Origin of the sequence: Campylobacter concisus (genome assembly GCF_002092845.1) — a bacterium.
GTDB classification, from domain to species: Bacteria; Campylobacterota; Campylobacteria; order Campylobacterales; family Campylobacteraceae; genus Campylobacter_A; species Campylobacter_A concisus_AQ.
Genome location: NZ_LVXF01000001.1, coordinates 50,112 through 70,534 on the forward strand (window position 1 = coordinate 50,112; position 20,423 = coordinate 70,534).

A 20,423-nucleotide genomic window follows, 5' to 3' on the forward strand; every position below is an offset into this window, starting at 1 on the left:
AAAGTATAGCCTTTTAACAAGGCATCTAAAATTTAAAAAAGAGAGAGCCTATGCCCTCTCTTGAAATATTAAGCTCAAATAATAAAAAATTATTTAAGTTCAACCTTGGCACCAGCTTCCTCAAGCTCTTTTTTAGCTGCCTCAGCCTCATCTTTGCTAACGCCTTCTTTAAGAACAGATGGTGTTCCCTCAACTGCGTCTTTAGCTTCTTTAAGACCAAGACCAGTAAGCGCTCTAACAACTTTAATAACGTTGATTTTCTTATCACCAGAATCAACCAGGACAATGTTAAATTCTGTTTTTTCCTCTGCTGCAGCTGCTGCACCGCCTGCTGCAACAGCACCACCAGCTACCATTACAGGAGCTGCGCTAACACCAAATTTCTCTTCGAACTCTTTTACAAGTTCACTAAGTTCAAGTACAGAAAGATTAGATATAAACTCTAATACATCTTCTTTAGTAATTGCCATTTTTAATCCTTATTATTTTTTTAATTTAAATTAAGCTGATTGTTCTTTTTTCTCTTTAAGTGCATTCAAACCAATTGTAAAATTTTGAATTGGCGCATTCCAAACTTGTAAAAGCATCGCAATAAGCTCATCACGGCTAGGCATTTTAGATAGAGCTTTAACTTTATCAACGCTAGCAATTTCGCCATCAATATAAGCTGTTTTTATTTTAAAAAGATCAGCATTAGACTCTTCAAATTTTGCGGCTACTTTAGTTACTGCTAATTGATCTCCACTCCAAAGATAGATATTTGTATCTTTGAGTTCCATTCCGACTTTATCAGAATTTTTAAGAGCAATATTTGCAAGAGTATTTTTAATAACCTGAACTTTTACATTTTGTTCTTTAGCAGAATTTCTTAAAACTTCAAGTTTCTTTACTGAAAGGCCACGATAGTCACAAACTATAATAGCTTCAGCAGTTTTAAATTCACTCTCTAATTTTGCAACAACTTCAGTTTTTTCGTTACGTGTCACTTTTTCTCCTTTCCGACCGGTGATTTCAAGCAGAGCGGGTCGAATCAATTAAGCCCAATGGCCTCGGCTATCTCCAATCTAAGATATAAATTTTAATTTTTAGTTTTATTTTAAGTCCATAACTTCTTGAGTATCAAGAGCTATAGATGGGCTCATTGTCAAAGACAACGAAGCATTTCTAACATATCTGCCCTTTGCTGTTGCAGGCTTATGTTTATTGATCGCTTTAATAAATGTTGAAATATTTTCATTTAATTGTTCTTTAGTAAAATTAACTTTACCAAGACCTGCATGTATATTTCCTTGCTTATCAACACGGAAATTTACTTGGCCGCTTTTTGCATTGTTAACAGCTTGTGCAACATCCATTGTAACTGTGCCAGTTTTTGGGTTTGGCATTAATCCTTTTGGTCCTAAAATTCTACCGACCTTACCTACAAGACCCATTAAATTTGGAGTAGCTATAAGAACATCAAAATTCATTATACCTTTTTGAATATCTTCGACCAAATCATCTGCACCAACAATATCAGCACCAGCTGCTTTTGCCTCATCAGCTTTAGTATCTTTTGCAATAACTGCAACTCTTACGGTTTTACCTGTACCAGCTGGTAAAACTACTGAACCACGAACCATTTGATCAGCATGTCTTGGATCAACATTTAATTTTAATGCAATCTCAACTGTTTCATTAAATTTAGCAGAAGCTAGAGTTTTAACTGTATCAATAGCCTCACTAAGGTTATAAATTTTATCTTGCTCTACTTTTTTGAGCAATTCTTGAAATCTCTTACTAGTTTTTCCCATAAATTTCTCCGCATATATATTGCTTCCGTCTTTTGCTAATCAACCTGACGGTAAAGGTTTTAGTCTATTACTTCGACACCCATTGATCGAGCTGAACCAGCAATAATTTTAGCTGCTTGCTCTTTATCATTTGTATTTAAATCAACAAGTTTTTTCTCAACTATTTCTAAAACTTGAGCTTTTGTTAGTTTGCCTACTTTATTTTTTAAAGGATTATCAGTTCCTTTTGTTATACCTGCAGCCTTTTTAATAAGATCTGTAGCAGGAGGCTGTTTTGTGATAAATGTAAAACTTTTATCAGCATAAACAGTTATAACAACTGGAATATTAAACCCAACCATATCTTTTGTTCTCTCATTAAAGGCTTTACAAAATTCCATAATATTAACACCTTTTTGTCCAAGAGCTGGACCAACCGGCGGACTAGGGTTTGCTTTTGTTGCAGCAATTTGTAATTTTATTTCACCTATAACTTTTTTAGCCATTTCTTGCTCCTTAAATTATCTTCTCAACTTGTGAATACAAAATATCAACAGGGGTGCTTCTACCAAAAATAGAAACATTAAGCCTAAGTTTTCCATGTATCATGTCATATTCTTCAACAATACCTGTAAAGTTAGCAAAAGGACCTTCTGTTATACGAACACTCTCACCATCCTCAAAGAATATCTTAGGTTTTGGCGCAGCTCTTTTTTGAACTTTTTCTAAAATAGTATTAATATCTTTTTCAGATAATGGTGTAGGTTTTTTAGCTTCACCAATAAAACGTCCAACTTTTGGTAAAGATTGAATCCTGTGCCAAAGAGCTGTATCAAGGTCTAAGCATGCAAAAGCATAACCTGGATAAAGAGTTCTTTCGTTGATTTTTTGCTTGCCATTTTTTATTTCAATTACGTCTTCTGTAGGAACTATAACTTCTTTTAGCTGATCTTCTATTCCATGATCTTTTACTAAATTTTCAATTCCTCTTTTTACTGCCATTTCACTTCCAGCGTAAGTCTGTATAGCATACCATTTATGTGACATTACTTTTCCTTATATCATATAACTTTAGATAGAACAAAGGACATAATAACATCGACAAGAGCTAAAAAAAGTGATACAACAGCAACTACGATAAAAACTGCAAAAAAAGCATTTCTAATTTGTTCTTTTGTAGGATAGATAACCTTCATTATTTCCAATTTAGAAAGCTTAATATAATTTATAATTTTCTCCATAATCTTAACCTTAGTCGTGGCAGGGCAAGAGGGATTCGAACCCCCAACCATTGGATTTGGAATCCAGCGCTCTACCGTTGGAGCTATTGCCCTAATAGCTTCTTAATTAACTTTTTAATTTAACTTCTTTATGTATAGTATGTTTTTTTAGTCTTGGGCAATACTTTTTAAGCTCAACTTTATCTGTAGTAGTTTTACTATTTTTAGTTGTTGTATAATTTATATCACCACTTTCAGAGCATTTTAAACCAATTTTAATTCTCATATAAGTCCTTTTCAAAATATCAAAGGGAATATTCTCCCTTTGACAAATTTTTATAAATTAACCAAGTATTTTTGAAACAACACCTGAACCAACAGTTCTACCACCTTCACGGATAGCAAAACGAGTACCTTCCTCAAGTGCTACTGGAGCAATCAACTCGACTGAAATTCTTACATTATCACCTGGCATAACCATCTCTGTTCCTTCTGGAAGCGTAATTGAACCAGTAACATCAGTTGTTCTTACATAGAATTGTGGTCTATAGTTATTAAAGAAAGGAGTATGACGACCACCTTCTTCTTTTGTCAAGATATAGACTTCGCCTTCAAATTTTGTATGAGGGGTAATTGATTTAGGCTTGCAAAGAACCATACCACGCTCAACATCCTCTTTCTTAGTACCACGGAGAAGAACGCCAACATTATCACCAGCTTCGCCTTGATCCATCTCTTTTCTAAACATTTCAACACCAGTAACTGTTGTTGTTTGAGTTGGCTTAATACCAACAATTTCAATTGTATCACCAACCTTAATAACACCTTTTTCGATTCTACCAGTTACAACTGTACCACGACCTGAAATCGAAAAAACATCTTCAATCGGCATAAGAAGGTCTTTATCTGTCGCACGAACTGGAGTTGGAATATAGCTATCAACTGCATCCATTAATTCCATAATTTTTGCCGACCATTCACCATCTTGACCAGCTTTTGCCTCTTCAAGAGCTTTAAGCGCTGAACCAGAAACAATAGGTGTATCATCGCCTGGGAAATTATACTCATTAAGTAACTCGCGGATTTCCATTTCGACCAATTCAAGTAGCTCAGCATCATCAACCATATCAGCTTTGTTCATGAAAACAACAATATATGGAACACCAACTTGGCGTGATAATAAAATATGCTCTCTAGTTTGTGGCATTGGGCCATCAGCTGCAGAAACAACCAAAATAGCTCCATCCATTTGTGCGGCACCTGTAATCATATTTTTTACATAGTCGGCGTGACCAGGGCAATCAACGTGAGCATAGTGGCGTTTCTCTGTCTCGTACTCAATATGTGAAGTAGCAATTGTAATACCACGCTCTTTTTCTTCTGGAGCATTATCAATATTATCATAATCCTTTAGCTCAGCAAGTCCCTTGCGTGAAAGAACAGCAGATATTGCAGCTGTTAATGTAGTTTTACCATGGTCTACGTGACCAATAGTGCCTATGTTTACGTGCGGCTTGTTACGTGAAAATTTTTCTTTAGCCATCTTTTCCTCCATATGTGATATATGTCTTTTTTCTTACTAAATTTGTATAATCATAAATAAAACCATATTAACCAGTGGAGCTCATAGCGGGATTTGAACCCGCGACCTCTTCCTTACCAAGGAAGTGCTCTACCTCTGAGCCATATGAGCGAAAAACGCTTGGCAGAGATGATTCCAATTAAACAATACAAACAACTAAAAATTTTGAAAATAAAGTAAGGAATAACTGTGTTTAGTAAAATCTAGATACAGCTCCCAGTTTATTTTCCCAAATTTTGGAGCGGGAAACGGGGCTCGAACCCGCGACCCTCAGCTTGGAAGGCTGATGCTCTAGCCAACTGAGCTACTCCCGCATAACAATGGTGGTGAGACGTGGATTCGAACCACGGAAGACATAGTCAGCAGATTTACAGTCTGCCCTCGTTGGCCGCTTGAGTATCTCACCTTAAACATTAATAAACTATTTTGGTATTTTCTGGTCAAACACTGTTACAAAAATGGAGCTGGTGAACGGACTTGAACCGCCGACCCACTGCTTACAAGGCAGTAGCTCTACCAACTGAGCTACACCAGCACCTGTTTTGTGAAGTGGCAATTATATATCAAAACAAGGTAAAAGTCAAGGGAAATTTAAAAAATTTTCATAAAAATTAAAATCATAAAATACAGCCATTTAAGAATACAAATTTTTATTACATTTAAATCCGTAATGCATCATTAAATATTTATGAAATATGTATAATTTTTATAGTTTTATTTTTTTTAAAAGCTAAAATTTCTATAATTACAAAAAAATATATAAGGACTTAATATGCAATTTTTACCTTGGGCAATAATTTTATTACTGATTTACGTAATTTATTTTCTAATGATACGTTATGAGAAAAGAATATCAACTCTTAGCAAATTAATTGAACAAAATAGCGATGGCATTAAAGAAAATAGGGATTTGATTGGACAAAATAGATCACTTATTGAAAAAAATAAACATGATATTGAAAAAAATACAAAAGACATCATAACAAATGTTGAAAAAGTAGATATCGATTTGGAAGACTAAAGTTTCTGATTTCTTATCTCGGCTATTAATAAATTTGCTAGAATTTTTTATTTATTTTATTCTTTAGCCAGTAAAAGTTGTGTATGTATTTCTTATAGGCGCATATATAAAAATTTATAGTTTTTGAAGAAGGATTTTAAATTTCTCACAAAAATAAATCAAGATTTTATGCGTCAAGCTGTTTCATTAAAAGCACAAGTCCTATTCTATCCTTTACATTTAGCTTACTATAAATTGAGCTTGTATGTGCCTTGACCGTCCTTAGTGTAATGCCTGTTTTTTCTGAAATTTCATTATTTGTTAGACCCTGATAGATTAAATCTGCAATTTCTCTTTCCCTTGAACTAAGCTCAGAGAGATCGGTCTTTTTGTCTATCTTTTCACTTTCGCTATTAATATATGAGCCGGTTAGCTCACTAATCATTGCCTGAACAAATTCTTGGTAAAGCCATATATTTCCATTAAAAATAGTTTCAAAAGCATCTTCAAAGTGAGTCTTCCTCATATGAGAATTTGCATAGCCCTTGATTCCAAGCGTAAGTAGATGCTTGCCTTCGTTTATCGTTGGCCTATTTGAGAGTATGAGTATTTTTATATTTGGGGAATTTTCAATTATATTTTTTATAACATCATCAATATTATCTTTAAAAACATCAATATCAATGCCTATAATATCAACATCATCATTTATATGAGAAAAAAACTCTTTTCTATTATGTATAAATTTCACATCGCTATTGCCAGTAAAATAACTTCTCCAAATATTGTTTAATGCACTATTTTGTGTAAATAAAATAACTTGCATTACCTTTCCTTGGATTATTTATATGATTCTTTCATAAATTTTTTTACTATTTATAAAAAATTCTATATGACGACTTTCGCCATTTCTGTGTATCTTGTAATCTATTGATGAGAAAAATTTAGTAACCACAGAAGGTTTTTCTTCTAAAAAAATAGTCATTTCAAAAAAATCTTGTGATATAGCATATTTATAAGGAGTATTTAAATTTAAAATTCCAGGATCAAAGTCAAATTTATCCAAACTCTGGTCAAAGCCTTTTATTAAAATTTTAATACTTCTTACTATATCATCTTGAATTTTTATATTTTCAAATAGTTTTTTATGTCTACTAGCAACATCTACTAATTGTAAAAATTCTATTTCACAATCACTAAATTTAAATCGTTCAATTTCATCATTAACTATATCGCAGGAATGATCATCTTTTATGAGATAGAAATTTTGTAAATTTTGAAATTTTTCAATCTCATATTCACCAAATTTCTTATCATAAAAAGCGATCTTGCCCATTACCTCTCCGTTAAGGCATTTTGTTTTGCCTTTAAAATAGGCTTTAATAAATAATCAAGTATTGTCTTTTTACCGGTAATGATATCAGCTGAGACTATCATACCAACTTTTATTCTAAGCGGTTTTTCTTCGCTACCAAGATAATTTTTCTCAGTTTCTATCCTGACCAAATAATAGCTCTCGCCAGTTTTTTCATTAGTCTCCGTATCGGCACTAATCTGCGTTACTTTACCTTTTAAACCACCGTAAATACTAAAATCATAAGCCGTAAATTTAACCATCGTATCAAGTCCAGGTCTCAAAAACGCAACATCAGCTGGTTTTACTTTTACTTCAGCAACCAATTTATCCTCAAGAGGAACGATCTCGGCAATATTTTCACCAGGCTTGATAACTCCTGATACGGTATGAACCATCATTTTGCTGACGATACCATTTACTGGAGATCTTACATATGTTCTTTCCACTCTATCGCTTAGGCTGATTTGTGATTCATTTATCCTTGCGATCTCTGCTGAAACCTCATTTAGCTCTTTTTTTGCATTGTTTTTAAATGCAAGTTTTGCTTCTTCGATTTTATTTTTCGCTTCTTTTATAGTTGATTCGACCCTTGGCACGGCAAGCACAGATGCGTCAAGCTCGCCTTTTAGGTCATTTACGCGTCTTTGAAGCTGGATATACTCGACCTCGCTAACAAGACCTTTTTTAAAGATAGGCTCCATGATAGCTTTTTCTTTTAAAACAAGGTTGTAGCTATTTTGAGTTTGAGAAATTTTATTTCTAAGCTCATTTAGCTCACTTTGGCGTTGATGGATCTGCTCTGTTAGAATTCCTATTTGCTCATTTAAGTGATCAATATTTGAATTATGCAGACTTAGCTCGTATCTTATGGCTTTACTATTGTTCGCATCTCTAGCTTCGTCGTAGTCAAATTCCTTATCATTTGCCTCAGCATCAAGTCTCATAAATTTTGCTTGAAGTTCATCAAGTCTTAGTTTTGACTCGCCATAACTACTCGTAAAATTTTTATTATCTAGCCTTATTAGAATTTGATCTTTCTTGACTTCATCACCCTCTTTTACAAAAATTTGATCGACTATACCGCCTTCGAGATTTTGTATCGCTTGGTTTTTTCCAGACGGGATGATTTTACCACTACCTCTTGTGATCTCATCTATTTGTGCCCAGGAAGCCCAAACAAGAAGCCAAAAGATAGTTATAGCAACCGTATAGAGTATCTTTTTAGATGTAGATGGGGCTTTAGCCAAAACAGCCTCAGAAAGACTTGACATAAATTTCAAATCATAAGCATCATAATTTTTTGTTTGAAGATTAGACTTTATATCATCTACACTATTTAAAATTTTATTACTAGCTTCCTCTTGTTCTTTTATACTATTTTCAGAAATTAATCTCTTTTCAGTTTTTAGATTTTCATTTTGTTTATTCTTGATATCTTCTTGCATGATCACTTCCCACTAAGTCTTGCTAAAACTTCATCTCTTGGTCCGTCCAATAAAATTTTGCCATTATCCATAACTATAAGTCTATCAACAAGATCTAGCATCGACGTCCTATGTGTAACAAGCAGCATCGTTTTATTTGCTGTATTTGTCTTTAAATTTATTTTTAGCTTATTTTCAACTGTATTATCAAGAGAATTTGTTGGCTCATCAAGCAAAATAATAGGACTATCTAGCAAAAATGCCCTAGCCACAGCTATACTTTGACGCTGTCCACCACTTATGCCGTCACCTCTTTCAAAGACTGGCATGTCAAATCCAAGTGGATGGGCATTTACATATTCATCAACTCCGCTTACTTTAGCTGCTTTTATAATCTGAATATCATCAACATATGGTGCTTTTTGAACAATATTTTCTCTAACCGTTCCTTTAAAAAGCACAACATCTTGCGGAACATAGCCGATGTTTCGCCTAAGATCGGCTGGATCAATTTGATTAATATCAATACCATCAATTAGCACTGAGCCTTCAGTTGGTGAGTAAAGTCCCAAAATGAGCTTTTGCAAAGTAGTCTTTCCAGAGCCATTTTTGCCTATAATGCCAACTTTTTCACCTGGCTGAATAACAAAATTTATCCTATCAAGCGAACCTTTTGTGGTATCTGGATATGTAAAGCTTACATTTTTAAACTCGATCTTTCCATCAAAAGAATTTCTTCTAACAAATTTTTTACCTTCTGGCCTTTCAACAGGCATTTGCATAATCTTACTAAGACTTTGATAGGCTGTTTTTGTCTGCTCAAAATTTGCAGCTAGTGAAGCTACCTGTCCCATAGGAGCGATAGCACGAGAGCTAAGCATAACTGCAGCGATAAGACCACCCATTGTAAGATGCGTATCTTGTATCATATAGACGCCAAGAACGATGATGGCAATAGTATTTAATTGCACTAAAAAAGATGTAACAGTCGTTATCGAAGTTGTAATAATTTTTGATTTAATGCTTCTATTTGCTATCTCACCGGTTGCCTCTTCCCAGTTCCACTGTATATGTCCGCTAGCGCCAAGAGTTTTGATGGTCTCAAGACTACTAAGGCTCTCTATTAAAATTCCATTTTTTATAGCCGAAGCCTCAAATGTACTTTTAATAGCATTTTGAAGTGGATCTTTTATAAAAAATGTATAACATAAAATAGCTATCATAATAACAATTGGCACTAGTACGATATAGCTTCCTATAAAATAAGTAACTATCAAGAAAATGATCGCAAATGGAAGATCGACAATGGCTGCCAATGAGGCTGATGAGAAGAAATTTCTAACCGTATCAAACTCTTTTAGATTACTAGCGAAAGAACCAACAGATTTTGGTTTATTGCTAAATTTCATATCCATAACGCGCTCAAATAAAATAGAACTCATTATGATGTCACTCTTTTTGCCAGCAATCTCAAGAAAATATGATCTTACAAATTTTAAGAAAAGATCTATGCCATAAACTACACTTACGCCAAGCGCCAAGACCCAAAGTGTCTCAACTGCATTATTTGGCACGACACGGTCATATACGTTCATCGTAAAAAGCGGACTAGCAAGAACAAATAAATTTATAATAAAACTTGCAAGAACAACATCAAAATAAATCTTTTTTGAACGTTTTAGAGTTCCCCAAAACCAGTGGTCGTTGCCCGCATCAATTAGCTTTGTTGAGCTAGTATCCTCTGGAACAAACTCGCGCTTTAAATAGTATGCATAGCCTAAATATTCTTCTTTTAATTTACTTATTTCTATCGTGCTAGTACCAGTTGAAAGTTCTGGAGTTATGATATTTGCTGTCTTTTTATCTTTACTAAAAGATTGCAAGATGCAAGCTTTTTTGCCTCTAAGCATTAAAATGCAAGGTAAAACTAAAGGAGAGATTTGTTCGAGATCTTTTCTTACAAGGGTAGAAGCAAAACCAGCACGAGAAGCAGCACGAGAAAATAAAGACCTTGAGCTTTTAAGTGAAAAAAGCTCAATCTCATCGCCATCTTTTACTGGCAAGCCAATAGTTAAAGCATCGGCACTGTATGGATTATTATGAAGCTTGGTAAAAATAACCAAGCATTGAAGCAGCTCATCTTTTATCTTATCACTATGCATCTATCATCCAATGTTCTTAATTTCATCTATATAAATTCCTTGCATATTTTTAATGCCAAGATCAATTAGCTTTTTCTTCTGCTCTTCGCCTTCAACACCAATTGCGATCAAAATAATGTCTTTTGAGCTTAAAACAACGTCAAGCGATTGTTTTGTATTTACTCCTGACTTATCACTTAAGAAGTCGATTAAGACATTTGACTGAATTTTTACATAATCAGGGTTAAATTCTTTTAGCTTCTCGATACCTTTTGCATTAAGCTCGAAGTGGTCAAAGCCAAATCCAAAGCCAAGTTCTTTTAATTTTTTAGTAAGCTTAACTATACTTTCTATGCTAATATCGTCTTTATTTGGAATTTCTATATAGTTTTTATATTTTGAAATTTGACTTATCTTTTTAAGTGTAGCTTCAAGTTTTGAAAAATTTTCATCTGAATTTAATATCTCTTTTCCCAAATTTATGGCCAAGTTGCCACTTGGTAAGATATTCTCCGGTAAAATTCTGGCTACTCTATTTAAGATATGAAGATCAAGCATTGCACCTAAATTTAGCTCATTTACCATCGGCATGAAATATGAGGCCATACGCCATACACCATCTTTATCAACAAGCCTCAAATAAAGCTCATACTGCTCAAAATTTGAATTAAGATCAATCACTTTTTGAGCTGCGAATTTAAATTCATCTTCTTTTATTGAGTCAAAAATAAGCTCTTTATACTTCTCTTTACCAATCACTAAAGTATTTTGATTTTCATTAAATACCTTATATGTAAAGCTTCCAGCAAGTCTTGAGCTAGCCAATGTAACGTCAGCTGAAGTAAGAAGTGTCTTGATATCAGTATTTGGTGAATACTCAACTATCGCAGCATTTACTGGATACTCGCTATCATTTAGCGCAAAATTTGCATAAAGCTTTTTAAACTCGTTCATAATTTCATCACATAGAGCCAAGAAATTTGATGAATTTCTACCATACGAAAGTACAATGAAATCATTATCGTTAAGCCTTGCAACAATCGCATTTTTATCATTATGGATTGATTTTTCTTGTAAAATTTGAGCTATTTTCATTATAACGCTTTGCCATTTTTCAAAGCCAAGCGTACTTTTTAAATTTATTAGATCTTTAAAACTAACAAGTAAAGCAACACCACTTGAATATTCTTCACTTGCTAGATACTCACTAAATTTAGTTTGAAAAAATCTTCTGTTATTAGCACCACTCATTGTATCTTTATATAAAAGTTCTTGATACTTACTAAGTGTGGCTGCCTCTCTCTCAAAAATGTCTTTTACTTTACTAACCATAGAGTTCATAGCTAGAACCATTTTTTTAAGATCAGCTGTAAATGGAATTCTTTTCTGAATAATAAATTTATTATCAAGTATGGCCTCAGCCTGATCTTGAACCTTCATAAGTGGTCTAAAAATAGCTTTTAGAGCGAAATATGCCACCACGAGAGTGACAATTATCATTAGAAGAAGAAAATTAAAAATATTTTTTGAGTTAGTATAAAGCTCATTGTAGGCAAGTGCGGTGCTGCCTTGAACATAAAGCGTGCCAAATTTTGCCCAGCCAGTCATAATCTCGCTATCTGCTATTGGCGCTTCAAACTTGGCTATTTTGTAAAACCACTCAGGAATATCTTTAACAACAGTTTGTTGAGAATTTTCAATAAGAACCTTGCCATCAACATCTTCAAGCTTGATAAGCTTGTATCTACCGCTGTCAAACATAGAATTTATCATTGTTTGAGCCAAGGACATGTCATCTGGATCGATAATAGGCTTTAAAGCAAGTCCAAGCGAATTTGCTGTATGTCTTGCGTTTTCACCAAGCTGGTCATTAATATATCCATTTAGGCTCTTAAAATTTAAGTAGCCAACAGCCATAAAAATCATGATACCAAAAGTTATCACGGCGATCATAATTTGTTTAAATAGCGTCATAAATCCTCTTTTCCTATCCTATCTATTAGTTCCATCCACTTAGGATTTTGTTTTTTATTTCCACCTGGTATTGCTTGACCAAGACCTTCTTGTTTTGCCAAGTATAGCGAATCACCATTAAAACTATAAACCGGAACAAGGTCTGTTCTTTGAGTTGCGATTTTTATTTTACCATTTATGTTATCTAAAATTAATGGAATAGATTTTGGTGTATCGTAGTATGCTAAAACCATATGAGCTTGATTGTATCTTAAGGCTTTAACATATGTGAAGTATAATTTTTGAGTTGGAATTCCTAGCTGCTTTAGTGTAAAATATTTTGCGATAACGTAGTCTTCGCAGTCACCAGCACCTTTTCCTATAAATTCCATTCTAGTAGCCCAATAATCCTTTTTGTGCCAAAGCTGCATATCATCAACCCATCTAAAAGAGTTAAAAAAGTCATTTACTTTTATCAATTTCTCTTGTTCAGTTGCATCTTGCAATGAAGTCATTAAAGAATTTAGAGCAGAAGCCCTTCTTCTTGCATCTTCTCCATAAATTTTAGCTACCTTTGCTATAGTTGTTGATTTTATAAAATCCCCAATAGCACTTGCTAATAATAAAAAAAGGACGCTTACTATAAGCGTCCAAAAATTTGTCTTGACCCTCATGGTCATTACTTTTTACATTTTTATCTTAAATCGTTTTGAATGCTGCAAGCACCTTGAATGTATCTCTTTGCAAAACCTGGTTCAAAGCTATCTGAGATCATTCCCATATTATCTAATAGTCTGTATTTTGCATAAGATAGTGCTGTCTCAGTTGTAGCGATCTCTTTTAACGCAGAGTTATATTCATTTTCAGCATCAAGCAAGTTTATAAGATCACGACGACCGATTCTAAATTCATCCTGATAAGCATCAAGTGTAGCTTTAGCATATTCAACGTGTTGATTTAGATATCCCATTTTTTCTTGGTTAAGAATATAATTTTGCCATGAAAATTCCAAAGATTCTTTAAGCTCTCTTACAAGATTATCCAAAGTTTGTTGCTCTTGTTGAACGGCAAGTTGGCTTTTTTCTTTATCTAGTTTATCATTACCTTTATTGTAAAGGTTATAGTTTAGTCTTAAAAGTGCATCAAATGTTTGTTCTTCATAATTGTCATATAAAACATTTGAATGATCATACGCACCAGATACAACAAGATCTAGTTTTGGTAAGAATGGCGCATTTTTCTCTTTCACAACTGACTCTGCCATAGCAATATTTGATTTTTGAACCAAAAGTGATGGGTTGCAAAGAATTGCTTTATTATAAACAGCCTCTTTTGTGCTAGGCAAAGGAAGGCTAAACTCAGGCATTACTAAATTTTTAGCTGCAACTTTTTTTCCATATAATTTCTCAAATGTAGAAAGTGCATCTTCATAGTTATTTTTAGCAGCTGTATAGTTTGATTGAGCTAAAGTATAGCGTGATCCAGCTTGTCTCTCTTCAGAAGCTACGCCATAACCTGACCTTGCTCTATCTTTAATTTGGCTATAAATTTCCTCATGACTCTTTACGTTTTCTTCTTCAATGTCTAAAATTCTCTTAGTTTGAAGAACTTGTAAGTAAGCATTTGCAGCATTTAATGTAAGTCTATCTGCAGCTTGTGCTACTGAATAAGCAGCTGAATCAAGTCTTGCGCTTTGAGAATTTATTCTATTTTTATCAGCACCACCATTGTATAAATTTTCAACCAAGGTTAGAGATGTACCAGAAATTCTTCCATCTCCTCTTCTTGTAGAAACTCCATCATCAAGGCGTTTTTTCTCATATCCCACTCTAGCAGCAGCGTCAAGTGTTGGATAATAGGCATTTTTTGCTATTTTTAGATCTTTACCAACTTGTAGATAGTTAAATTCTGTAGCTTTTAAACTTGGATTTTCATTTAAAATAGTCTTTATAACTTGATCTAAAGTCAAAACTCCATCATCAACTTGTACTACTGGTTTTACTTCAGTTGATATAGCTTGTTCTATATTAGATTTTTTTGTTGTTTGAGCATCAGCTACAGGTGCTTTTGCTCTCATTAAAGCATCCTTATAGCCTGATTCGTTTTGAACTTTAACTAATAGACTATTAGCTTCATCCTCAGAGACTGGAGTTGTGTCAACATATAAAAATTTTCGTCCACCAACCTCATAGATACCTGTGGTCAGCCTACTATCAGAAATTTTACTATTAACTTTATTAATAGCACTGTCGATTCTAGCCTGATTATCATCTTGTGCAAATGAAGCTAGAAAAATCCTATAAGGAACATCTTGAGCTGACAGCACAGTTGCTGCCAAAGCACTAATTGCTAACACCTTTTTCATAACTAAGATCCTTTTACCTTTTTATTAACTTTATTAACAAGCCTAGACTTGAACTTTTTGGTACGAATTATACACCAAGAAATATTAAATATATTTTAAATATCTTATGACAAAAAAATAATTTTTATATAGTTTTAGAAAAACGCCTTAAATTCTCTGGAATTTTCTTTAGATATTCATCAAAACACATTGCAATATTTCGTATTATCAGTGTTCCAGTTTCATTTACGCTGATTTTATCTGCTGTAACATTGACAAATTCACTTAAATTTTTAAGCTCCTCAAGCTCTTCCTTAAAGTGTTCAAAGAAATTTATATGGAATTCATTCTCGATAAATTTAATATCAAGCCCAAAATTACTCATTAAGTTCATAATCACACTTTTTCTAAGCAAATCTTCATCACTTAGATAAATTCCCTTTGCATATGGCAACTTTCCACTATCGATCGCCTTTTCATACTCGTCCATATCTTTATGATTTTGTGCGTAGTGCCTTTTGCATTCACCTATGCTGGTCACTCCAATGCCAATAAGATCAGCGCCACCCTTTGTCGTATAACCTTGAAAATTTCTATGCAAAGTACCATTTGCAAGAGCACCAAAAAGCTCATCGTTTGGCTTTGCAAAGTGATCCATTCCTATCATTTTATAGCCATTTTTAGTTAAAAACTCAGCTGTAAATTTTAAAATTTCAAGCTTCACTTCTGGATTTGGCAATGTGGTTTCATCAAATTTACGCATTGATTTTTTTATCCATGGCACATGAGCGTAGTTAAAGACTGCAAGCCTATCAGGATCAAGCGTAAGAGCAAGCTCAAGCGTCTTTTTAAAGCTCTCCAGACTTTGATATGGCAGACCGTAAATTAGATCCATATTTATTGATTTTATGCCCTTTTCTCTAGCCATTTTTACGGCATTTTGAGTGACCTCATAGGGCTGAATTCTGTGAATTTCTTTTTGCACCTTCTCATCAAAGTCCTGCACACCGTAGCTTATACGGTTAAAGCCGTGAGATATGAGCACATCAAGCTGCTCATTTGTTAAAAATCTCGGATCTATCTCGCAGCTTATCTCAGCCTCTTTTGAGAAATTTTTAAATTTAGCTTTGATAAGCTTGATAATCTCATCAAGCTGCGCAGCATTATAAAATGTCGGAGTACCGCCACCAAAGTGCATCTGTAAGACCTCGGCACTGGTGTCCAGGTGGTGAGCTAAAATTTCAAGCTCTTTTTCTATATATCTTATATATTTCTCTTTGCGGTCCTCTTTGCTAGTGTAGATGACATTACAGCCACAAAAATAACAAGCACTTCTGCAAAATGGCAAGTGTAAATAAAGCGAAAGCGGTCGATTCAGATCACGATTTTCAAGCTCTTTTATATAAGCTTCATAGCTAAATTTGTCACTAAACTCTGGTGCTGTCGGATAGCTAGTATATCTTGGCCCTGGCCTTGAATACTTCACATAAGCACTAAAATCAATCATCTGCCCTACTCCTTGCCATTTGAATCACCTCTTTTATGTCTACAAATAAATTTGGGTGCTCTTTTTTGATATTTTTTACCAGTTTGTCAAGATCAATATTAAATTGTCTGCTTTTTTTATCGCTTGCGATCTTTTTTATCTCATCCATAGCAACCACCCAAACATCGCTAAAATCAACCGGTATATTTTGCCAGATCGTCTTTTCAAGCCTTAGATCAAAATTTTCTTTTTGAGACTCTTTTAAGGCCTCGATCAAAGCTGAAAGCGATTTTACAGAGATTACCGTGTGTAAATTTTGATTTTCATCAATACCAAACCACGGCTCTTTTGAGTCCCAAGAGCCACTTTTTAAATTTAAAATATGCTCATTTGGATTTTTTGTTGAAACTATCTCAAAGATCGTTTTTTCAGGGCTACTCAGCCCAAGATTATTACCGATCTCATCTATCTCATCATATATATTTTTCTCTTTGCTCATCTTCTTCTCTCATCCAGCCAGACCATCACGCCTTTTTGGGCATGAAGTCTGTTTTCAGCCTCGCTAAAAATTTCATCCGCGTGCTTCTCAAAAACCGCCTCGCTCACCTCATAACCTCTATAAGCTGGCAAGCAGTGCAAAAATATCGCATCTTTTTTAGCTAAACTCATCAATTTTTCATCCACGCAGTATCCAGCAAAGTCTTTTAGCCTCTTTTCTTTCTCGGCCTCTTGACCCATCGATACCCAAGTGTCCGTAGTCACTACATCGGCACCATTTACCGCTTCTTTTATATCATTTGTGATAAAAATTTTCGCACCTGAAATTTTTGCGTTTTCATTGGCCATTTTTAAAATTTCAGCATCCACCTCGTAGCCTTTTGGCGTGGCGACCCTTAGCTCAAGGCCAAGCTTGCTAGCTAGCATGAGCCACGAGTGAGTCATGTTGTTGCCGTCCCCTACGTACGCAACCTTCTCGCCTGCGCTAAATTCAAGCATAGTTAGATAGTCTGCCATTAGCTGCACTGGGTGAAATTTATCGCTTAAGCCGTTTATCACTGGCACGCTTGAAAATTTAGCAAATTCTTCTAGCGTCTCGTGCCTATCAACCCTTAGCATAGCCATGTCACACATCCTGCTTATAACCCTAGCGGTGTCACGTATAGGCTCGCCACGACCTATTTGTATATCATTTTTGCTTAAAAATAGCGCATATCCACCAAGCTCATGCATGCCCACATCAAAGCTTACTCTCGTTCTAGTCGAGCTTTTTTCAAATATCATCGCAAGCTTTTGATCTTTTAGATATGGCTTAAATTCTCTAGCCTTCGCCTCTTTTTTGATCTTGCGGGCTAAATTTATCATCTGCTCGATTTCATCTTTGCTAAAGTCATTTAACGTCAAAAAATGTCTCATCTTAGCCCCTTAAAATTTTGGCTGCTTCTTTTGCGTGATACGATATGATCAAATTTGCCCCCGCTCTTTTAAAGCCAATCAAAGTCTCCATCATAACGCGCTCGTAGTCGATGATGCCAGCTTTTGCGCCAGCTTTTAGCAGTGCGTACTCGCCGCTTACGTTATAGACACAAAGTGGTAGAAGTGTTAAATTTCTTAGCTCTCTAACGATGTCAAGATAGGCAAGCGCTGGCTTTACCATCAAGATATCAGCGCCTTGCGCCTCGTCTTGCAAGCTCTCGTTGATCGCCTCTAGACGGTTTGCGCTGTCCATTTGGTAACTCTTTCTATCGCCAAAGCTTGGAGCGCTTTGCGCCACGTCACGAAATGGTCCGTAGTAGGCTGAGGCAAATTTAGTTGAATAAGCCATCACTGGTAAATTCTCAAAGCCGTTGCTATCAAGTGTCTCTCTTAGCGTTGCAATGATGCCATCCATCATGCCGCTTGGTGCGATCATATCAGAGCCATTTTGAGCGTGTATCAAGGCTTGTTTAGCTGAAATTTCAAGTGTGGCATCGTTGTCGATGGTGTTGTGTACGTGATCGATTATGCCGCAGTGGCCGTGGTCTGTGTACTCGCAAAAGCAAAGATCAGTGACGACTACTAAATTTGGGAATTTATCTTTTATGGCTCTAAGCGCGGTTGCGATGATGCCGTCGTTGCTTAGTGCGTCGCTACCAACGCTATCTTTTAGGCTTGGTATGCCAAATAAAATGATCGATTTTATGCCTAAATTTACTATCTCTTCGCACTCTTTTAAAATTTCATCGATACTCATTTGATAAACGCCCGGCATCGAAGCAATCTCGTTTTTAACGCCTTTGCCCTCGACTACAAAGAGCGGATAGATGAAGTCATTTACGCTAAGGCTAGTCTCTCTTACCATGTCTCTTAGGGCTGGATTTATTCTTAATCTTCTAAAACGTTTAAACATATTTTTGCCTTTTCTTTGTTAAAATGCGTGATTTTTAGCTAGTTTAGCACAGTTGGAGTAAATTTAAAATGAAAATAGAAATTTCAAACGCCGCAAATCTACCATCAAGATTTGGCACTTATAAGGTTCAAGCCTTCAAGGAAGGAGCAAAAGAGCACCTAGTGATCTACAAAGAGCCTTTAAACGAGGTGGTAAATCTTAGAATTCACTCCGAATGCCTAACTGGCGATGCGATCGGGAGCCTAAAGTGCGACTGCCGCGACCAGCTTGAAGCGAGCCTAAAATATATCGAAGAAAATGGCGGCATGGTCATCTACCTGCGTCAAGAGGGCAGAAATATCGGGCTTTTAAACAAGATAAACGCTTATAGCCTCCAAGACAAGGGCTTTGACACCATTGAAGCCAATCACCAGCTAGGTTTTAAGGCTGATGAGAGGACTTACGAAGTGGTCGATTTTATCCTAAATCACTATGGCATAAAAGAGGTAAATTTACTCACAAATAACCCTTTAAAACTTCACGGACTAAGCTCAGTAAAGATCGTAAAACGCGTGCCTATCGTCATCAAGCCAAATAAATTTAACGAAGGCTACTTAAAGGTCAAAAAAGAGCAAATGGGGCACATCTTGTGATGAAAAATGAGCTTTGCTTGCCGGCAGAATTTAACGAAAAAGTAAAGGCTTACACTCAAATTTTTGCTAAATTTAACAAAGTTCATAGCTTAAGCAACTATAAAGATATAAGCGAGCAGGTGCTTGATAGCATAAAGCCGCTTGAAATTTTTGATCTAAGTGCCAAAACGGCGATAGATGTAGGCAGTGGAGCTGGCTTTCCAGCGATATTTTTAGCGCTTGCGATGCCGCAAACAAAGTGGCACCTTTTTGAGCCGATAGCCAAAAAGTCATCATTTCTAAGCTTCGTTAAAATCGAGCTTGGCTTGCAAAATTTAGAAGTTCATAGCCAAAAGATCGAGCTTGCAGATAAATTTACGGCCGATCTCATCACCTCAAGGGCACTTAGCAAGACAAAAGAGCTTATAAAAATTTGCGATGGATTTTATGATGAAAATACTAAATTTCTCATCTACAAGGGCTCAAGCGTTATGGAGGAAATTTCAGGCATAGACGCACAAATTTATAATGATAAAAATAGAAACTACATTTTTTTTAATCTCAAAAATCAAGGGAGAAAACATTGAAATACTTGCTTTTTGTAGCGATTTTGGTTGCGATTTACATTATATTTTTTAAAAATAGAAAAAAAAGCGACAAGATAAGCAGCAGCAACTTCGAAGAGTGCAGCAAATGTGGCGTCTTTACAGACATTGACCAAATGGTGCTGCGAGACGGAAAATACATCTGCAAAGATTGCATAAAGGGTGAGAGATGAAAATTTTGGGTGATGAGCTGATAAAATTTGAGCCGCTTTTTCTTTGCAAAAGCAAAGATGAAATTTCAAATGGCAGGCAAAATCTCTTTAAATTTGATAGAAATTTAATAAAAAGGGCGTTAGAGGCTGGAGCAAGCTTTAGTATCATCGCAAATGACATAAACGAAGCTATCATCGCAAACGCCGCTGGAGCAAAATTTATTATCGCAGATATTGATATTGCAAAAGATCTAGCAAAGATTGCTGAGAGTTATCTATTTGACGCACTTATAGCTGTTTTGATAAAAGATGAAAGCGAGCTAGCACAGCTTGCAAAATTTAACATAGACGCTGCGATCTTACCAAACGCTATAAAAAAATAAGGACAAA

24 protein-coding genes and 5 tRNA genes are annotated in these 20,423 nt (G+C 35.1%); 5 read left to right on the forward strand and 24 right to left on the reverse strand.

What is annotated here, in order from left to right:
* Positions 1 to 89 precede the first annotated feature (89 nt).
* The 13 genes from rplL to A3854_RS00280 all read right to left on the reverse strand — a co-directional run bounded on the left by rplL (position 90) and on the right by A3854_RS00280 (position 5,109).
* Complete coding sequence (gene rplL, locus A3854_RS00220; RefSeq protein ID WP_021090592.1) at positions 90 to 470, reverse strand: 50S ribosomal protein L7/L12; 381 nt, start codon at positions 468 to 470, stop codon at positions 90 to 92.
* A 30-nt stretch (positions 471 to 500) separates the two neighbouring features.
* Complete coding sequence (gene rplJ, locus A3854_RS00225) at positions 501 to 986, reverse strand: 50S ribosomal protein L10 (RefSeq protein ID WP_084040686.1); 486 nt, start codon at positions 984 to 986, stop codon at positions 501 to 503.
* A gap of 105 nt (positions 987 to 1,091) precedes the next feature.
* The gene (rplA, locus tag A3854_RS00230) at positions 1,092 to 1,793 is read right to left on the reverse strand and encodes a 50S ribosomal protein L1 (RefSeq protein ID WP_084040688.1); all 702 of its coding nucleotides are present in this window, start codon (positions 1,791 to 1,793) and stop codon (positions 1,092 to 1,094) included.
* Positions 1,794 to 1,852: 59 nt separating this feature from the next.
* On the reverse strand, positions 1,853 to 2,278 hold the full coding sequence (gene rplK / locus A3854_RS00235; protein ID WP_084040690.1) for a 50S ribosomal protein L11: 426 nt from the start codon (positions 2,276 to 2,278) through the stop codon (positions 1,853 to 1,855).
* A gap of 10 nt (positions 2,279 to 2,288) precedes the next feature.
* Positions 2,289 to 2,819, reverse strand: coding sequence for a transcription termination/antitermination protein NusG (gene nusG, locus A3854_RS00240; RefSeq protein WP_054196403.1), 531 nt, complete (start codon positions 2,817 to 2,819; stop codon positions 2,289 to 2,291).
* A 14-nt stretch (positions 2,820 to 2,833) separates the two neighbouring features.
* Complete coding sequence (gene secE, locus A3854_RS00245; RefSeq protein WP_072594862.1) at positions 2,834 to 3,013, reverse strand: preprotein translocase subunit SecE; 180 nt, start codon at positions 3,011 to 3,013, stop codon at positions 2,834 to 2,836.
* Positions 3,014 to 3,030: 17 nt separating this feature from the next.
* A tRNA-Trp gene (locus tag A3854_RS00250) sits at positions 3,031 to 3,106 on the reverse strand.
* 13 nt (positions 3,107 to 3,119) lie between these two features.
* Positions 3,120 to 3,278, reverse strand: a complete 159-nt coding sequence (gene rpmG, locus A3854_RS00255) for a 50S ribosomal protein L33 (protein WP_035167196.1) — start codon at positions 3,276 to 3,278, stop codon at positions 3,120 to 3,122.
* Between the two features lie 57 nt (positions 3,279 to 3,335).
* The gene (tuf, locus tag A3854_RS00260) at positions 3,336 to 4,535 is read right to left on the reverse strand and encodes an elongation factor Tu (RefSeq protein WP_021090663.1); all 1,200 of its coding nucleotides are present in this window, start codon (positions 4,533 to 4,535) and stop codon (positions 3,336 to 3,338) included.
* A 75-nt stretch (positions 4,536 to 4,610) separates the two neighbouring features.
* Positions 4,611 to 4,685: transfer RNA gene (locus tag A3854_RS00265), tRNA-Thr, on the reverse strand.
* A 126-nt stretch (positions 4,686 to 4,811) separates the two neighbouring features.
* A tRNA-Gly gene (locus tag A3854_RS00270) sits at positions 4,812 to 4,888 on the reverse strand.
* Positions 4,889 to 4,895: 7 nt separating this feature from the next.
* A tRNA-Tyr gene (locus A3854_RS00275) sits at positions 4,896 to 4,980 on the reverse strand.
* A gap of 53 nt (positions 4,981 to 5,033) precedes the next feature.
* A tRNA-Thr gene (locus A3854_RS00280) sits at positions 5,034 to 5,109 on the reverse strand.
* A gap of 237 nt (positions 5,110 to 5,346) precedes the next feature.
* On the opposite strand from A3854_RS00280, the gene A3854_RS00285 reads away from it, so the two are divergent.
* The gene (locus A3854_RS00285) at positions 5,347 to 5,595 is read left to right on the forward strand and encodes a hypothetical protein (protein WP_021090800.1); all 249 of its coding nucleotides are present in this window, start codon (positions 5,347 to 5,349) and stop codon (positions 5,593 to 5,595) included.
* A 166-nt stretch (positions 5,596 to 5,761) separates the two neighbouring features.
* Here the strand turns inward: A3854_RS00285 and A3854_RS00290 are convergent, their stop codons facing one another.
* The 11 genes from A3854_RS00290 to hemB all read right to left on the reverse strand — a co-directional run bounded on the left by A3854_RS00290 (position 5,762) and on the right by hemB (position 18,665).
* On the reverse strand, positions 5,762 to 6,400 hold the full coding sequence (locus tag A3854_RS00290) for a response regulator transcription factor (RefSeq protein ID WP_084040692.1): 639 nt from the start codon (positions 6,398 to 6,400) through the stop codon (positions 5,762 to 5,764).
* Between the two features lie 18 nt (positions 6,401 to 6,418).
* Positions 6,419 to 6,910, reverse strand: coding sequence for a DUF5416 family protein (locus A3854_RS00295; protein WP_084040694.1), 492 nt, complete (start codon positions 6,908 to 6,910; stop codon positions 6,419 to 6,421).
* Complete coding sequence (locus tag A3854_RS00300; protein ID WP_084040696.1) at positions 6,910 to 8,376, reverse strand: HlyD family type I secretion periplasmic adaptor subunit; 1,467 nt, start codon at positions 8,374 to 8,376, stop codon at positions 6,910 to 6,912. Before A3854_RS00300 ends, A3854_RS00295 begins: the two co-directional genes overlap by 1 nt.
* A gap of 2 nt (positions 8,377 to 8,378) precedes the next feature.
* Positions 8,379 to 10,517, reverse strand: coding sequence for a type I secretion system permease/ATPase (locus A3854_RS00305; protein ID WP_084040698.1), 2,139 nt, complete (start codon positions 10,515 to 10,517; stop codon positions 8,379 to 8,381).
* 3 nt (positions 10,518 to 10,520) lie between these two features.
* Positions 10,521 to 12,470 carry a bifunctional diguanylate cyclase/phosphodiesterase gene (locus A3854_RS00310; protein WP_084040700.1) on the reverse strand — a complete coding sequence of 650 codons (1,950 nt, stop codon included), beginning with the start codon at positions 12,468 to 12,470 and terminating at the stop codon, positions 10,521 to 10,523.
* On the reverse strand, positions 12,467 to 13,123 hold the full coding sequence (locus tag A3854_RS00315; RefSeq protein ID WP_054196396.1) for a transglutaminase-like cysteine peptidase: 657 nt from the start codon (positions 13,121 to 13,123) through the stop codon (positions 12,467 to 12,469). Before A3854_RS00315 ends, A3854_RS00310 begins: the two co-directional genes overlap by 4 nt.
* Positions 13,124 to 13,143: 20 nt before the next feature.
* A complete protein-coding gene (locus A3854_RS00320; protein WP_084040702.1) occupies positions 13,144 to 14,814 on the reverse strand; it encodes a TolC family protein in 1,671 nt (556 codons plus the stop codon).
* A gap of 124 nt (positions 14,815 to 14,938) precedes the next feature.
* Positions 14,939 to 16,300 carry an oxygen-independent coproporphyrinogen III oxidase gene (gene hemN / locus A3854_RS00325; protein WP_084040704.1) on the reverse strand — a complete coding sequence of 454 codons (1,362 nt, stop codon included), beginning with the start codon at positions 16,298 to 16,300 and terminating at the stop codon, positions 14,939 to 14,941.
* Positions 16,293 to 16,778, reverse strand: coding sequence for a DUF2603 domain-containing protein (locus A3854_RS00330; RefSeq protein ID WP_084040706.1), 486 nt, complete (start codon positions 16,776 to 16,778; stop codon positions 16,293 to 16,295). Before A3854_RS00330 ends, hemN begins: the two co-directional genes overlap by 8 nt.
* Positions 16,775 to 17,692 carry an ornithine carbamoyltransferase gene (gene argF, locus A3854_RS00335; protein ID WP_084040708.1) on the reverse strand — a complete coding sequence of 306 codons (918 nt, stop codon included), beginning with the start codon at positions 17,690 to 17,692 and terminating at the stop codon, positions 16,775 to 16,777. Before argF ends, A3854_RS00330 begins: the two co-directional genes overlap by 4 nt.
* A 1-nt stretch (position 17,693) precedes the next feature.
* Positions 17,694 to 18,665: a porphobilinogen synthase gene (gene hemB, locus A3854_RS00340; protein WP_084040710.1), complete on the reverse strand. Its 972-nt coding sequence runs from the start codon at positions 18,663 to 18,665 to the stop codon at positions 17,694 to 17,696.
* A 68-nt stretch (positions 18,666 to 18,733) separates the two neighbouring features.
* Between hemB and ribA the strand changes: the two genes are divergently transcribed.
* From ribA to A3854_RS00360, 4 genes are read left to right on the forward strand one after another with little or no spacing between them, the layout of a single operon-like run.
* Complete coding sequence (gene ribA, locus A3854_RS00345; protein WP_084040712.1) at positions 18,734 to 19,297, forward strand: GTP cyclohydrolase II; 564 nt, start codon at positions 18,734 to 18,736, stop codon at positions 19,295 to 19,297.
* Positions 19,297 to 19,863, forward strand: coding sequence for a 16S rRNA (guanine(527)-N(7))-methyltransferase RsmG (gene rsmG, locus A3854_RS00350; RefSeq protein WP_084040714.1), 567 nt, complete (start codon positions 19,297 to 19,299; stop codon positions 19,861 to 19,863). Before ribA ends, rsmG begins: the two co-directional genes overlap by 1 nt.
* Positions 19,860 to 20,054 (forward strand): hypothetical protein, encoded by a 195-nt coding sequence (locus tag A3854_RS00355; protein WP_084040716.1) that lies wholly within the window; start codon positions 19,860 to 19,862, stop codon positions 20,052 to 20,054. Before rsmG ends, A3854_RS00355 begins: the two co-directional genes overlap by 4 nt.
* Positions 20,051 to 20,416, forward strand: a complete 366-nt coding sequence (locus tag A3854_RS00360; protein ID WP_084040718.1) for a hypothetical protein — start codon at positions 20,051 to 20,053, stop codon at positions 20,414 to 20,416. The genes A3854_RS00355 and A3854_RS00360 overlap by 4 nt, the downstream gene beginning before the upstream one ends.
* Positions 20,417 to 20,423 lie beyond the last annotated feature (7 nt).

Coding starts and splice junctions, on each gene's coding strand:
- rplL (WP_021090592.1), bottom strand. CDS start 470: ATGGCAATTACTAAAGAAGATGTATTAGAGTTTATATCTAATCTTTCT.
- rplA (WP_084040688.1), bottom strand. CDS start 1,793: ATGGGAAAAACTAGTAAGAGATTTCAAGAATTGCTCAAAAAAGTAGAG.
- rplK (WP_084040690.1), bottom strand. CDS start 2,278: ATGGCTAAAAAAGTTATAGGTGAAATAAAATTACAAATTGCTGCAACA.
- nusG (WP_054196403.1), bottom strand. CDS start 2,819: ATGTCACATAAATGGTATGCTATACAGACTTACGCTGGAAGTGAAATG.
- secE (WP_072594862.1), bottom strand. CDS start 3,013: ATGGAGAAAATTATAAATTATATTAAGCTTTCTAAATTGGAAATAATG.
- rpmG (WP_035167196.1), bottom strand. CDS start 3,278: ATGAGAATTAAAATTGGTTTAAAATGCTCTGAAAGTGGTGATATAAAT.
- tuf (WP_021090663.1), bottom strand. CDS start 4,535: ATGGCTAAAGAAAAATTTTCACGTAACAAGCCGCACGTAAACATAGGC.
- A3854_RS00285 (WP_021090800.1), top strand. CDS start 5,347: ATGCAATTTTTACCTTGGGCAATAATTTTATTACTGATTTACGTAATT.
- A3854_RS00290 (WP_084040692.1), bottom strand. CDS start 6,400: ATGCAAGTTATTTTATTTACACAAAATAGTGCATTAAACAATATTTGG.
- A3854_RS00295 (WP_084040694.1), bottom strand. CDS start 6,910: ATGGGCAAGATCGCTTTTTATGATAAGAAATTTGGTGAATATGAGATT.
- A3854_RS00300 (WP_084040696.1), bottom strand. CDS start 8,376: ATGCAAGAAGATATCAAGAATAAACAAAATGAAAATCTAAAAACTGAA.
- A3854_RS00305 (WP_084040698.1), bottom strand. CDS start 10,517: ATGCATAGTGATAAGATAAAAGATGAGCTGCTTCAATGCTTGGTTATT.
- A3854_RS00310 (WP_084040700.1), bottom strand. CDS start 12,470: ATGACGCTATTTAAACAAATTATGATCGCCGTGATAACTTTTGGTATC.
- A3854_RS00315 (WP_054196396.1), bottom strand. CDS start 13,123: ATGAGGGTCAAGACAAATTTTTGGACGCTTATAGTAAGCGTCCTTTTT.
- A3854_RS00320 (WP_084040702.1), bottom strand. CDS start 14,814: ATGAAAAAGGTGTTAGCAATTAGTGCTTTGGCAGCAACTGTGCTGTCA.
- hemN (WP_084040704.1), bottom strand. CDS start 16,300: ATGATTGATTTTAGTGCTTATGTGAAGTATTCAAGGCCAGGGCCAAGA.
- A3854_RS00330 (WP_084040706.1), bottom strand. CDS start 16,778: ATGAGCAAAGAGAAAAATATATATGATGAGATAGATGAGATCGGTAAT.
- argF (WP_084040708.1), bottom strand. CDS start 17,692: ATGAGACATTTTTTGACGTTAAATGACTTTAGCAAAGATGAAATCGAG.
- hemB (WP_084040710.1), bottom strand. CDS start 18,665: ATGTTTAAACGTTTTAGAAGATTAAGAATAAATCCAGCCCTAAGAGAC.
- ribA (WP_084040712.1), top strand. CDS start 18,734: ATGAAAATAGAAATTTCAAACGCCGCAAATCTACCATCAAGATTTGGC.
- rsmG (WP_084040714.1), top strand. CDS start 19,297: ATGAAAAATGAGCTTTGCTTGCCGGCAGAATTTAACGAAAAAGTAAAG.
- A3854_RS00360 (WP_084040718.1), top strand. CDS start 20,051: ATGAAAATTTTGGGTGATGAGCTGATAAAATTTGAGCCGCTTTTTCTT.